The 12,663-nt window shown below is 71.9% G+C and carries 10 protein-coding genes; 4 read left to right on the top strand and 6 right to left on the bottom strand.

Annotation, left to right across the window (positions count from 1 at the left end; all coding sequences use genetic code 11):
- Window positions 1-11: 11 nt before the first annotated feature.
- Together NYZ98_RS06910 and lysS are read right to left on the bottom strand one after the other, a co-directional pair.
- Window positions 12-1,805, bottom strand: coding sequence for an ABC transporter substrate-binding protein (locus NYZ98_RS06910; RefSeq protein WP_262841701.1), 1,794 nt, complete (start codon window positions 1,803-1,805; stop codon window positions 12-14).
- A 274-nt stretch (window positions 1,806-2,079) separates the two neighbouring features.
- Window positions 2,080-3,792 carry a lysine--tRNA ligase gene (gene lysS, locus NYZ98_RS06905; RefSeq protein ID WP_262841744.1) on the bottom strand — a complete coding sequence of 571 codons (1,713 nt, stop codon included), beginning with the start codon at window positions 3,790-3,792 and terminating at the stop codon, window positions 2,080-2,082.
- A 204-nt stretch (window positions 3,793-3,996) separates the two neighbouring features.
- Between lysS and NYZ98_RS06900 the strand changes: the two genes are divergently transcribed.
- A complete protein-coding gene (locus NYZ98_RS06900; RefSeq protein WP_262841700.1) occupies window positions 3,997-4,581 on the top strand; it encodes a DUF6461 domain-containing protein in 585 nt (194 codons plus the stop codon).
- Window positions 4,582-4,642: 61 nt separating this feature from the next.
- Here the strand turns inward: NYZ98_RS06900 and NYZ98_RS06895 are convergent, their stop codons facing one another.
- A complete protein-coding gene (locus tag NYZ98_RS06895) occupies window positions 4,643-5,125 on the bottom strand; it encodes a hypothetical protein (RefSeq protein WP_262841699.1) in 483 nt (160 codons plus the stop codon).
- Between the two features lie 192 nt (window positions 5,126-5,317).
- Between NYZ98_RS06895 and NYZ98_RS06890 the strand changes: the two genes are divergently transcribed.
- The gene (locus NYZ98_RS06890; protein ID WP_262841698.1) at window positions 5,318-5,743 is read left to right on the top strand and encodes a hypothetical protein; all 426 of its coding nucleotides are present in this window, start codon (window positions 5,318-5,320) and stop codon (window positions 5,741-5,743) included.
- Between the two features lie 81 nt (window positions 5,744-5,824).
- Here NYZ98_RS06890 and NYZ98_RS06885 read toward each other — a convergent pair whose 3' ends face one another.
- Entirely contained in the window at window positions 5,825-7,297 is a 1,473-nt protein-coding gene (locus tag NYZ98_RS06885) for an MFS transporter (RefSeq protein WP_262841697.1), read from the bottom strand.
- Window positions 7,298-7,442: 145 nt separating this feature from the next.
- On the opposite strand from NYZ98_RS06885, the gene NYZ98_RS06880 reads away from it, so the two are divergent.
- Window positions 7,443-8,357, top strand: a complete 915-nt coding sequence (locus tag NYZ98_RS06880; RefSeq protein WP_262841696.1) for a helix-turn-helix transcriptional regulator — start codon at window positions 7,443-7,445, stop codon at window positions 8,355-8,357.
- Here the strand turns inward: NYZ98_RS06880 and asnB are convergent.
- Window positions 8,333-10,213 carry an asparagine synthase (glutamine-hydrolyzing) gene (gene asnB, locus NYZ98_RS06875; protein WP_316249537.1) on the bottom strand — a complete coding sequence of 627 codons (1,881 nt, stop codon included), beginning with the start codon at window positions 10,211-10,213 and terminating at the stop codon, window positions 8,333-8,335. The two genes, NYZ98_RS06880 and asnB, sit on opposite strands and share 25 nt — an antisense overlap.
- Before the next feature lie 145 nt (window positions 10,214-10,358).
- The gene (locus tag NYZ98_RS06870) at window positions 10,359-10,985 is read right to left on the bottom strand and encodes a nucleoside/nucleotide kinase family protein (RefSeq protein WP_262841695.1); all 627 of its coding nucleotides are present in this window, start codon (window positions 10,983-10,985) and stop codon (window positions 10,359-10,361) included.
- Window positions 10,986-11,373: 388 nt separating this feature from the next.
- Between NYZ98_RS06870 and NYZ98_RS06865 the strand changes: the two genes are divergently transcribed.
- Window positions 11,374-12,444, top strand: a complete 1,071-nt coding sequence (locus NYZ98_RS06865; protein WP_262841694.1) for a lytic polysaccharide monooxygenase auxiliary activity family 9 protein — start codon at window positions 11,374-11,376, stop codon at window positions 12,442-12,444.
- Window positions 12,445-12,663: the final 219 nt, after the last annotated feature.

The following is a 12,663-nucleotide window of genomic DNA, read 5'->3' as shown; positions in this document are numbered from 1 at the left end:
CGTGGAGGGCTTCATACGCCACTTTTCTTGATCATCCCAAGCTGCATCCACACTCCCGCGGGCAGCCGCAGCGCCTCGCTTCCCGCCGCCGGCCAGCCGGTGTAGCGGGTGGTGTTGACGAACTGGGTGTTCACGTAGTCGTAGATCTGGATCACAGGAAGCTGCTCGTTCGTCAGCTTGGCGAGCGTGCCGACGATCCTCTTCTGTTCCTCGGGGGTGGCCAGGTTGAGCCGGTTGGTGAGCTCGCCCGGGTTCACCCCGCCGACGGTCTCGGGACCGCCCATCCAGTTGCCGTCCTTGCCGGGCGCGGCGTGGTTCAGCCGCCCCGCCAGCAGGGACCAGCCGTTGGCCGGCCCGTACACGCGCTGGAAGATGTTGTACGGCGAGGGCCCGAGGGCCATCAGCCAGAACCCGATGTCGAACTTCCCGCCCGCGAGCTCGTCGAGGTAGAGGATGTAGTCCGCCGAGGTGACCACGCTGGAGTCGATGCCGTGGTCGTTGAGCTGGCTGGTCACCGACTTGGCGGCGGCGACCCAGTCGGAGAACGACGCGGGCACGTGGATCTGCACCTTCCAGGGGCTCCCGTCCGGCATCGCCCACTGGCCGCCCTTCTTGACCATGCCGGCCGCCCTGAGCTCCTGGTCGGCCTTGGCGGGGTCGACCTTGTACTGGTCGAGGGCGCCGAGCCCGGCGCCGAGCCAGGCCTGGGCCGAGCTGCCGTGGATGCCGGTGGTGGTGACCGACGGCGTCCCCGCCTCCGGGGAGGCGATCTTCGTGACCTGGGCGCGGTCGATCAGGTACGCCAGCGCCCGCCGGACGTGCACGTTGTCGTACGGCTTGCGCGCCTGGTTGAACGCCATGGACGCCGCCACCGGGGAGTAGCCCTTGCGGATGGCGTTGCCCGGGGTCTGCTTGATCTTCTTCATGACGGCGGCGGGCACGGCGGTGAAGGGCGCGCTGTCCAGCTTGCCGGAGACCAGGTAGTTCCAGATCTGCTCGTTACCGGTGTAGTTGAGGACCTTCACCTTGCCGGGCACGATCCTGGCGGCGTCGTAGAAGTAGGCGTTCTTGCGCAGCAGCGCGGCGCCGGGGTTGACCCGCTCCAGCACGAAGGGGCCCGCAGAGACGTCCTCGGGCGGCGAGAAGGTGATGACCTTCTGCGACAGGCCGGTGATCTCGGTCTTGGCCTTCTCGGCGGCGGGGCCGGTGCCCCTGGCCGCCGTCAGCGTGGCCCAGAAGCCGGCGGGCAGCAGCGGGCCGAAGACGTGGTCGGGCACCACGACGGTGGACAGGACGTTCCTGAGGAACGCGTTGCTGCGGTTCTTCCCCTGCACGATCTTGACGGTCTTGGCGTCCACGACCTTGATGTCGGCCGCCGCGCCCGCCGCCCCCGCGTTCACCGTGTACGCGCTGCCGCCCTGGGTGTAGGCCAGGCCGATGGAGGTGCGGATGTCCGCGCTGGTCACCGGCCTGCCGTCCGACCAGCGGGCGTTCGGCTGGAGGTGGACGACCACCTCGCCCTGGTCGGGCGTGGCGGTCCAGGAGCGCGCGAGGCCCGGGTAGAACAGGTTCGGATCCATCAGGTCGTTCTTCGGCCAGGCCAGCGCCATCGCGTCATAGCCCGCGAACGTGCTGCCCTGCGGATTGAACGGGTTGATCGGCGCGGTCGCGTCGATCTGCTTGGAACCGTCGATCGTGGTGTAGACGCCACCCGGCCCGGCCGAGGCGGCCGTCTCCGAAGTGCCGCAGGCGGCGGTGGCGGTGGCGACCGCCGCCAGGGCCGCGGTCGCTGCGAGTCGCTTCATGAAGTGCTCCAGGGTCCCGATTGCCAGGACCATACGGTCGCCAGGGCAGGGTGGTCAATTTTTTTCCTCTTCACACCCTAGCATGAAGCTATTCTTTACTTAGCCCTCCTACCTGCGAAGATACCGTCCAGAAGTCCAGCCCAGACTACCCCTGACGCGCCTTCCGGCCCCGAATGGCACCGCACCCGGCGCGGGCGGACGGGCCCGGGAAACGGCTACGGACACGCGGAAGGGCCCCGGCGCCGGCCGGGGCCCTTCGTCGGGTGGAACGGCGTCAGCCGCCGAGGAGCTCGCGCACGCGGTCCGCGCCGACCGCGAGCAGCAGCGTCGGCAGGCGGGGGCCGGTGTCCCGCCCGACCAGCAGCCGGTAAACCAGGGCGAAGAACTCGCGCTGGGCGACCTTCAGCTCGGGGGTGGGCTTGGCGTCGGGCGCCAGCCCGGCCTGGATCTTCGGCACCCCGTACACCAGCGACGTCAGCCCGTCGAGCGACCAGTGCTCGCCGAGCCCGGCCAGCAGCAGCCGCAGCGACTCGCGGTCCCCCTCGCCGAGCGAGCCGAGGATGTCGGTGGCGGGCTCGTCGCGCACGCGCGTGCGCTGCTCGGCGGGCACCTGGGTGGTGATCCACCGCTCCGCGCGGTCGAGCCGGGGCCGGACCTCGTCCAGGGACGTGATGGGGTGCTCGGGGTCGAGGTCGCGCAGGATGCGCAGCGTCTGCTCGTCGTGCCCGGTGGTGACGTCCACGATCGACGCCAGCGTGCGGTAGGGCAGCGGCCTCGGCGTGACCGGCAGCGGGCCTGAGGCGGTGCCGACCGCGCGGCCGTGCGCGGCCACGTCCGCGGGCAGCGCCGTGCCGTCGCCGATCTTGCGGTGCAGGGCGTCCCACTCGTCGTACAGCCGCTGGATCTCCTGGTCGAAGGCGATCTTGAAGGACTGGTTCGGCCTGCGGCGCGCGTACAGCCAGCGCAGCAGCGGGGCCTCCATGATCTCCAGGGCGTCCGCCGGGGTGGGCACCGCGCCCTTGGAGCTGCTCATCTTGGCCATGCCGCTGATGCCGACGAAGGCGTACATCGGGCCGATCGGCTGGTCGGCGCCGAAGACCTCCTTGACGATCTGCCCGCCGACGACGAACGACGAGCCGGGCGAGGAGTGGTCGACGCCCGAGGGCTCGAACACGACGCCCTCGAAGGCCCAGCGCATCGGCCAGTCGACCTTCCAGACCAGCTTGCCCCGGTCGTGCTCGGCCAGGCGCACGGTCTCGGAATGCCCGCAGGCGCAGGTGTACGACAGTTCGGTGGTGTCGTCGTCGTAGGCGGTGACCGTGGTCAGGTCGCGCTCGCACACCGAGCAGTAGGGCTTGTACGGGAAGTAGCCCGCGGCGGCCTTGCCATCGTCCTCACCGGCCGCGCCCGAGCCCTCGGCCGCGGCCTGCGCGGCGGCGGCGTCGGTCTCGTCCAGCTTCTGCTGCTGCTTGGCGGCCGGCTTGTCCTTGGTGCGGTAGCGGTCGAGGATCGCGTCGATGCGCTCGCGCTCGCGCATGGCGAACAGGATCTGCTCGCGGTAGACCCCCGAGGTGTACTGCGCGGTCTGGCTGATGCCGCGGAACTCGATGCCCAGCTCGGCCAGCGCCGCGATCATGGGCGCCTTGAAGTGCTCGGCCCAGTTGGGGTAGGCGCTGCCGGGCGGGGCGGGCACCGAGGTCAGCGGCTTGCCGATGTGCTCCGACCAGGACGAGTCCACCCCGGCGGGGACCTTGCGGAAGCGGTCGTAGTCGTCCCAGGAGATGATGTGGACGACCTCGTGGCCCCGGCGGCGGATCTCGTCGGCGACCAGGTGGGGGGTCATGACCTCGCGCAGGTTGCCCAGGTGGATGGGGCCCGAGGGGCTGAGGCCCGAGGCGCAGACGATCGGTTCGCCGGGGGCGCGACGCTCCGCCTCCGCGATGACCTCGTCCGCGAATCGTGAGACCCAGTCGGCCTCAGCGCTCATAGCCACGATCGGCACATCCTTCCTCTACAGCCTGACGCCCCCATTGTCCCGGACCGGCGCAGTGATCCGCGCACCGTCCCGGCCCGAGGGCGGTCTCCGGCCGGTTTCCCGGCCACGGCGACGGCCGACTTGAGGGATAGGGCTTATTTTGTCGGTCCGCGCTGAGAAGATCATGTCGTTCATCGGATGTCGAAAGGATCCACCATGGGTGGCGTGACGGCGGCCGACTACGCCTGGTTCCGCGAGGAGCCCGGCGAGAGCTTATGCCGCTCCGGCGGCTGCCTGACCTTCGTACGCGACATGTCCCCCGAAGAGGCGTTCCACCGCCTCGGCGTCACCCCCGAACCGGCGGGCCGGGGCGTCGTCCCCGATCCCACGGACGGCCCCGGCCACCTCATCTCCGCCTATCCCGCGATCGGCGGCACCGTCCTGCTGGAGGGCGGCGGTTACGCGGGAACGCTCGCCGAGGTGACACGGCGGCTCTCCGCCGGCACCGCCATGGCGGCGGTGTCCCTCGGCACCGCCTCCGGCCTGGAGTTCCTCTTCGCGGCCGACGGGCAGGCCGTGACCGGCTTCCGTCCTGACGAGCCTCACGAACGCTGGGGGCGCGACCCCGACCGGCTCCTCGGGCACATGCGCGACCTGGGCATGCCCGTCGACGGTGACGACGACGGCTTCGACCCCCTCGGCGCCGCGCTGGCCCTCGCCGAACGCGCCACCGGCGTGCGGGTGACGCGGGCGCACCTCACCGTGCGGCCCCTCACCGGCTCGGCCGAACACCTGTACTGAGCCGTACGCCTCAGGGCACGTCGGTCGTCAGGGCACGTCGGTCGTCACGGCATTTCGGTCGTCACGGCATTTCGGCGGACTGGGACCTGGCGAGGTCGGCGAACGCCGCCGACAGGCGCCGGTCGAACCGCTGGCCCGACGCGGCGAGCAGGTCGGCGATCAGCAGCGGGGCCTGCCGGGTGACGTCCTTCCCGTCGAGCTGGAAGTCCGGCTCGGCCTGGTGGACCCCGAGGGCCCCGGCGACCAGCATCACCAGCACGTCCGCGTCCACGTCGGGGAACCAGGCGAAGGCCGCCCGCGCGCAGCGCCCGACCACCGCCTGGACGTCGTCCACGGTCAGCCCGTCGGGGTGCGCGTCCTCGAGCAGCGACCTCACCACGGTCCCGAGCACCAGGCCGACGTGCTCGGAGCCGAGGCCGGCGAGCCGCGCCGCCGCCAGGCGGTACGCCTCCGGGTCACGGGACAGCGCCGCCGCCACCGCTTCGTCGGCCGCCTCGGCCACGACCCGCGCCGGCCTGGGCAGCCCCCGCCACGAATCGACCACCGGCTCCCCCTCCGCTTCCGCACGCCCGCCTCGTGACGCCGCGCCGCCTCGTCACGCACGCTTGGTCACGCGCGCCGGTCGGTCACGACCGCCTCGTCAGCATCCTATGGGGGGACGCCGGCGGCGCCGGGCGCCTCAGATTTGTCGGATCGACGGCCTAGGCTGCGGGGGAAGCGGAAAAGGGAGGTAGCCGTGGAACTCGATCTCGACAATGCGGTCGTCCGGCTGTGCTCGGAGGGCATGCGGGCCGAGTCCGAGGGCAAGCCGGAGGACGCGCGACGGCTGTTCGACCAGGCGTGGGCCGAGCGGGGCGACGACTTCGACGCCTGCGTGGCCGCCCACTACGTCGCCAGGCAGCAGGACTCCCCCGAGGAGACCCTCCTGTGGAACGCGGTCTCCCTGCACCACGCGAACGCCACGGGCGACGGGCGCGTCCTTGAGTTCTACCCCTCGCTCTACCTCAACATGGGCGCGTCCCACGAACTGCTGGGCGATCCGTCCGAGGCGGCGCGCTACTTCCGCCTGGCCGCCGACCACGCCGGCGACCTCCCCCGGGGCCCGTACGGCGACATGCTCCGCCAGGGCATAGCCGACGGCCTCGACCGCGTGACCCGCTGACCGGACGTCCGGCGTCCGTACGAGTCATGTGATCGACCGCCCGGGGTCGTATCGGCCATGCGGGACGTCCGGCCGGGGGTGTCAGCTCGGGTGGTCCCGGCCGAGGAAGATCGCGGCCAGGGCGGCGGTGACCAGGCACAGCGCCGCGTTCACCAGGATCGCCGTGCCGACCCCCGACAGCACGGCCGGCGCGCTCGCGGTGCCCGCCGCGTGCACGCGAGCGGTCACGATCGCGCTCATCACCGGGATGCCCATGGTGATGCCCACCTGCTGGCTCATGGTGGCCAGCCCGGTCGCCAGGCCCTGCTCGTGGTCGGGCAGCCCCGAGGTCGCGGTGACCATGAACCCGACGATGGCCACCAGATTGGCCACCCCGCCGGCGAACGACATGACCAGCAGGAGCGCGATCCAGCCGCTCTCCGGCCCGAGCAGCGCGAGCGAGCCGGTCGCGACCCCCTGGACCAGCAGGCCCGCGACGATCGCCCTCCTGCCGCCGACCGCGCCGATCACCCTCGGGCCGATGATCCCGCCGGCCACGGTCCCCGCGCCCAGCACCGCGAACGCCAGACCGGCCGCCAGCGGCGGGTATCCGAGCACCTTCTGCAGGTAGAGGGTCAGCAGGAAGACCAGCGAGGTCTCCGTGAGGAACGCCAGCAGCCCGGCCACGTTCCCCCAGGCGACGGCCCGCCGCCGCAGGACGGTCACCGGGACCAGCGGCGCGCCGACCCTCCCCTCAACGATCCAGAAAGCGGCGAGCAGGACGGCCGAGGCGGCCAGCGACAGCAGGGCCACCGGGTCGCCCCAGCCCTTCTCCCCCGCGGTGGTGAACCCGTAGACGGCGGTGAGCAGGCCGAGGGTGACGGTGAGCGCGCCGGGAAGGTCCAGCCTGGGCCGCCGGTCGGGGCGGCTCTCCCTGAGCACGGCGGGCGCGACGGTGGTGACCAGGGCCGCGACCGGGACGTTCACGAAGAACGCCCACCGCCAGCTCAGCAGGTCGGTCAGCACGCCACCGAGGATCGCCCCGGTGGTGAACCCGGCGGCCATCAGCGCCCCGTTCAACCCGAGCGCCCTGGCCCTGAGGGGGCCCTCGGGGAAGGAGGTGGTGAGCAGGGACAGCGCGGCCGGGGTCACGGCCGCCGTGGCGAGGCCCTGCGCCACGCGTGCGGCCAGGAGCACCTCGGGCGAGCCCGCGAGCCCGCCCGCCAGGGACGCCAGGCCGAGCGTCGCGATGCCCGCCAGGAAGACCCGGCGGCGGCCGAACAGGTCGGCGACCCGCCCGAACAGCAGCGTGAACCCCGCCGCGCAGAGCGCGAACGCGGTGGCGACCCACTGCAGGTTCTCGATGGAGAACCCCACGTCGGCGCCGATGGCGGGCAGCGCCACGTTCAGGATCGAGAAGTCCACGGCGAGCGTGAAACTCGCGCTCAGCAGCAGGATCAGCGTCACCCGCTGCCGCCGGTCCATCCTCCGGACGCCGTCCGCACCGGCGCTCGCCGGCACGTTCGGGTCCGGCGGGTGGGTGGCGCGGGGCGGGGGTTCGAGGGTGGACGGCATGGGGACCTCCTGGGACGCGGGCCGGTGGTGGTCCGAGTCTGGGAGCGAGGGCCGCGAGCAGCCAGGAGCCTGCGTGGGGCAGGCGGGGGCTGCCTACCACTGGCGGGGACAGGCACGGAACCGGGAGAGGGCGCATGATGGGCGCATGCCGGCCAACACCGAACTCGCGGACTTCCTGCGCAACCGCAGGGCCAGGATCAAGCCGGACGACGTCGGCGTGCGGTCGTTCGGCGCCCGCCGCGTGCCGGGCCTGCGGCGCGAGGAGCTGGCCCAGCTCGCCGGCGTGAGCCCCACGTACTACACCCGCCTGGAGCAGGGGCAGAGCGGAAACGCCTCGGAGGCGGTCCTGGACGCCGTGGCCCGCGCGCTGGCGCTGGACGAGGACGAGCGCGCCCACCTGCACGACCTGGCCCGCCCGCGCCCGGCCAGGCGCCGCAGGCCGTCCCGGCCGGACATGGCGCGCAAGGGCACCCGGCAGCTCATCGACGCGCTGGGCCCGGTGCCGGCGGTCGTCCTCGGGCGGCGCAACGAGGTCCTCGCCTGGAACGCCCTCGGGCACGTCCTGCTGGCCGGGCACCACGACCGCGACGCCCCCGACCGTCCCGCCGACCGGCCGAACCTCACCCGGATGCTCTTCCTCGACCCGCACACCCGCGACCTGTACCGCCACTGGGACGAGGAGGCGGCGCGGGCCGTGGCCTCACTGCGGCTGATGGCGGGGCGGTCCGCCGACGACAGGGAGCTCGCCGAGCTGATCGGCGAGCTGTCGATGAAGAGCCCCGAGTTCGGCGCCCTGTGGTCGCGGCATCCCGTGCGCGACTGCACGACCGGCACCAAGCATTTCAGGCACCCGGAGGTCGGCGTCCTGGACCTGCAGTTCGAGGCCCTGCACCTGCCGGACGAGCCCGGCCGCCGCGTGCTCATGTACAGCGCCGAACCCGGCTCCCCCGCCGAGGCGGCGCTCCTCCTGCTCGGTCGCCTGAGCCTGGCCGGCGGGCGGGCCGATGGGTCCACCACCCCGCCGGCCGGCCCGGGTCACAGGCTGACGCGCACCTTGTAGCGCTCCAGCCAGGCGTTGAACTGCAGGAAGCCCTCCAGGGCGGGGCGGACGTCGTGCCCGGCGGCGGTGCCCTGGGGCAGGTCGAGCATGGCCCGGACCTTGGCCAGGTCCACCAGCGACTCGGCGGCGACCGGGGCCGCGTCCAGCAGCCGGACGGTCGCCTCCCGCAGGGCCTTCTCGTAGGCGGGGTCCTGCGTCGAGGGGTAGGGGCTCTTGGTCCGCTCCAGGATGGACTTGGGCAGCAGGTCCGCCGCGGCCGCCCTGAGCAGGCTCTTCTCCCGCCCGTCGAAGGTCTTCATCGCCCACGGCGCGTTGAAGACGTACTCGACCAGCCGGTGGTCGCAGAACGGCACGCGGACCTCCAGGCCGACGGCCATGCTCATGCGGTCCTTGCGGTCGAGCAGGATCTGGACGAACCGGGTCAGGTGCAGGTAGCTGATCTCCCGCATGCGTTCCTGGAGCCCGTCCTCCCCGGGCAGGCGCGGCACCTCGTCGAGGGCCTGGCGGTAGCGCTGGTCGCGGTACCCGGGGACGTCGAGCTTGCGCGCCAGGTCCTCGTGGAGGAGCTCCTCCAGGGCGGTGAACCGCAGGTTGCCATGGTGGGCCAGCCACGGGAAGGTGCCGCCGTTGACCGCCACCGGGTCGTGGAACCAGCGGTAGCCGCCGAAGACCTCGTCGGCGGACTCGCCGGACAGCGCGACCGTGGAATGGGCCCTGATCGCCTTGAACAGCAGGTAGAGCGAGGTGTCCATGTCGCCGATGCCGGTCGGCATGTCGCGGGACCGCAGGACGGCGGCCCGGACGGCCGCGTTCATCAGGTCGCCGGAGTCCAGCATGATGTCGGCGTGCTCGACCCCGAGCGGTTCCAGGTGCCGGGCCAGGTCGTGGACGAAGGGGGTGTCGGGGGCGTCGCGCATGTCGTCGGGGCTGAAGTTCTCGGCGTAGCCGACGAAGTCGACGGAGAACGAGCGGAGCTTGCCCTGGCCGTGCCGCCGCAGGGCCTTGGCGGCGAGCGCGGTGACCGCGCTGGAGTCCAAGCCCCCGGACAGCAGCGTGCACAGCGGGACGTCGGAGATGAGCTGGCGTTCGACGATGTCCTCCAGCAGCCCCCGGACGGTGCCGATGGTGGTCGGCAGGTCGTCGGTGTGCTCGCGCGCCTCCAGCCGCCAGTAGCGGTTCTTCGCCAGCGCGTGGCGGCTCACCGTGACGACACCGCCCGGGCGCACTTCGTACATCCCGTGGTAGATCGCGCATTCCGGGGTCTTGACGAACCCGAGCAGCTCGCGCAGCCCTTCGGAGTCGACGCAGGGCTGCGCGAGCGGGTTGGCGAGGATGGCCTTGGGCTCGGAGCCGAACAGCACGCCGGCGCGGGTCGGGTAGTAGTAAAGGGGCTTGATGCCGAGCCGGTCGCGGACCAGCACCAGCTCCTGCCTGCGGGCGTCCCAGATCCCGAAGGCGTACATGCCGTTGAGGTGGGTGCCGAGGTCGGCGCCCCATTCGAGGTAGGCCCGCAGGACGACCTCGGTGTCGCTGCGGGTGCGGAACCGGTGGCCGCGCCCGGACAGCTCGGTGCGCAGCTCGCGGAAGTTGTACACCTCGCCGCTGTAGGTGAGGACGGCGGACACCTCACCGTCCTCTTCGGCGATCATGGGCTGCCGGCCGCCCTCGATGTCGATGATCGCGAGCCGCCGGTGGCCCAGCGCGCCGTGCTCGGAGATCCACGACCCCTCGTCGTCGGGCCCCCGGCAGGCCATGGTCTCGGCCATGTCCAGCAGGGTGTCCCGTGACTCCCGAAGATCGTGCTCGAAGTCCACCCACCCACAGATTCCGCACATCTCGACGTCCCCACGTCTCATCGGAAGCAGGTTATACCAGGTCAAACAGCCTTCAGGTCCCCTGTATGCCCGGCCCCGGGCGACGGCAACCCCGCCCGCACGGCGGGCGAACCCGGCTCAGGGAGATCATTACGAGGCGGTACCACTTCTCGGCCACCGCCGGCCCTCACCTCTCGGCCACCGCCGGATGCCGGGGGTCGTCGACGCGGACCACCACGTCGGCGGTGTCCAGCGGGCCCGCCTCCTCCTCGTACCGCGCGTACGCGGGCAGCGTCCAGCGCTGGTCCTCGGCGGTGCGCCGCGCCAGGGCGTTGGGGGACATCCACAGGTGGACGGTCACGTCGAAAGGCAGCCAGCGGCCGAGCAGCAGCGCCCCGTCCATGAGCAGCACCGCCCCCTTGGGCACGGTCACGTACGCGGCGCGGGTGGCGCGGTCGCGGGTGGCGTCCCACAGGGTGGGCAGGACCTTGCCGGGGCCGCCGGGCTCCAGCCGGTCGAGCACCTCGCGCGACAGCGCCCCGTAGTCCAGCCAGTCGTCATGGAACGCGTCGGGGTCGGTGCGGCCGTGCTCGAAGCGGAGCGACGCCGGGCGCAGGAAGTCGGCCGCCGAGACGCGCATGACCTCGCGCCCCCGCACCCGAAGCGGACCCACTAGCGCGTCGGCCAGCTCGCCGGGCCCGGCCGCGGGCGCGCCGTCCAGGGCGACCCGCACCCACGCGTCCCCGGGCGCGGCGGCGATGCGTTCGGCGAGCTCCTCGACCAGGGCCGCGAAAGTGACAGGGCGTACGTCCACTCCCCCATCCTGGCCGATTCCCGGCGGGGCGTCGAAGCGGTAGTTTCACGCCGTTTCATCCGGCGCCCCGGGCGGCCTGGCGCCGATCATGGGGGTGAGCTGCGACGAAGGCTCCACAGGCCGGCGGGGCCCGTTCCCCCGGCGAAGGGCCGATTCCCACCCGGGGTACGGCGACCTAGAGTTCGTACCGCGTGAGCGCTTTCGCATCCCCGGTCGCCGGCCGGCGGCTGTCCGCCCACCGGCGACGACCGGTCTTCTCACCAGGTCCCCAGCGACTCCTTGACGTGCGCGATGCCCGTGCCGTGCTCGACCGTGCCGGGCCCGCCGCCGCCGTGGACGTTCTCGGCGCGCGCCGGGGGCCTATGTCGTGACCCTCGAAAGGTGTTCCATGCGAAAGCGACGAAAGATCACGCTCACCGGCCTTGCGACCGCCATCGCGACCCTCCTCCTGGTCGCGCTGTTGCCGGGCCAGGCATCGGCGCACGGCGCGATGATGACCCCCGGCAGCCGTACGTACCTCTGCTGGAAGGACGGCCTTTCCACCTCGGGGAACATCCAGCCCAACAACCCGGCGTGCGCGGCGGCGGTGGCGCAGAGCGGCCCGAACTCGCTGTACAACTGGTTCGCGGTGCTGCGTTCGGACGGCGCGGGCCGCATGAGCGGCTTCATCCCGGACGGCAAGCTGTGCAGCGGCGGGGCGGTGGTGTACGACTTCAACGGCTATGACCTCGCCCGCAACGACTGGCCGGTGACCCACCTGACCTCCGGCGGCAACATCCAGTTCAAGTACAACAAGTGGGCCGCCCACCCCGGCTCGTTCCGCACCTACATCACCAAGGACAGCTGGAGCCCGACCCGCTCGCTGGCCTGGAGCGACCTGGAGAGCACCCCGTTCTACACCGCGCCCGACCCGCCGAGCGTCGGCTCGCCCGGTAACGCCGACTCCTACTACTACTGGAACGCCACGCTGCCCTCCGGCAAGAGCGGGCGGCACATCATCTACTCGGTGTGGCAGCGCTCCGACAGCCAGGAGACCTTCTACGGCTGCTCGGACGTCGTCTTCGACGGCGGCAACGGCCAGGTCACCGGCGTCGGCCCGGGCAGCGGCCCCACCCCGACGCCCACCCCGACCCCGACCCCGACCGGCGGCAACGGCACCCCCGGCGCGTGCTCGGCCACCTTCAAGACCACCAGCGTCTGGTCGGGCGGCTACCAGGCCGAGGTGACCGTGAAGAACAACGGCACCGCCGCGATCAGCGGCTGGACGGTCAACTGGACCCTGCCGAGCGGCACCACCATCAACAGCCTGTGGAACGGCACCTACACGGTGAGCGGATCGTCCTTCACGGTCAAGAACGCCAACTACAACGGCAGTCTCGCCGGCAGCGGCACGACCACATTCGGCTACGTCGCCTCAGGCACCGCCGGCACCCCGTCACCAACCTGCACGAGCCCATAACGCCCCACCCGAGGGATACGACCAGGGCGGCACCCCATTCCGGCGATAGGAAAGCCGAAATGGGGTGCCGCCTACCCATTGCGCCATGCATTTCCCCATTTCAGCCGCGAATAGCACAAATGTAAAACACCCTCCCTTTCATCGGCCCGCACCGAGGAGAGGGTGGGCGGGGGTCGGGCGTAAGTGTGAACGGCGGGTGAAAGGGGGGTGGAATCGGGG

Source organism: Sphaerisporangium corydalis (genome assembly GCF_025506355.1).
GTDB classification, from domain to species: Bacteria; Actinomycetota; Actinomycetes; order Streptosporangiales; family Streptosporangiaceae; genus Sphaerisporangium; species Sphaerisporangium corydalis.
This window is presented reverse-complemented; position numbering and strand designations above follow the sequence as displayed.

Coding starts and splice junctions, on each gene's coding strand:
- lysS (WP_262841744.1), bottom strand. CDS start 3,792: ATGAGCGCTGAGGCCGACTGGGTCTCACGATTCGCGGACGAGGTCATC.
- NYZ98_RS06900 (WP_262841700.1), top strand. CDS start 3,997: ATGGGTGGCGTGACGGCGGCCGACTACGCCTGGTTCCGCGAGGAGCCC.
- NYZ98_RS06910 (WP_262841701.1), bottom strand. CDS start 1,805: ATGAAGCGACTCGCAGCGACCGCGGCCCTGGCGGCGGTCGCCACCGCC.
- NYZ98_RS06885 (WP_262841697.1), bottom strand. CDS start 7,297: ATGCCGTCCACCCTCGAACCCCCGCCCCGCGCCACCCACCCGCCGGAC.
- asnB (WP_316249537.1), bottom strand. CDS start 10,213: ATGAGACGTGGGGACGTCGAGATGTGCGGAATCTGTGGGTGGGTGGAC.
- NYZ98_RS06865 (WP_262841694.1), top strand. CDS start 11,374: ATGCGAAAGCGACGAAAGATCACGCTCACCGGCCTTGCGACCGCCATC.
- NYZ98_RS06880 (WP_262841696.1), top strand. CDS start 7,443: ATGCCGGCCAACACCGAACTCGCGGACTTCCTGCGCAACCGCAGGGCC.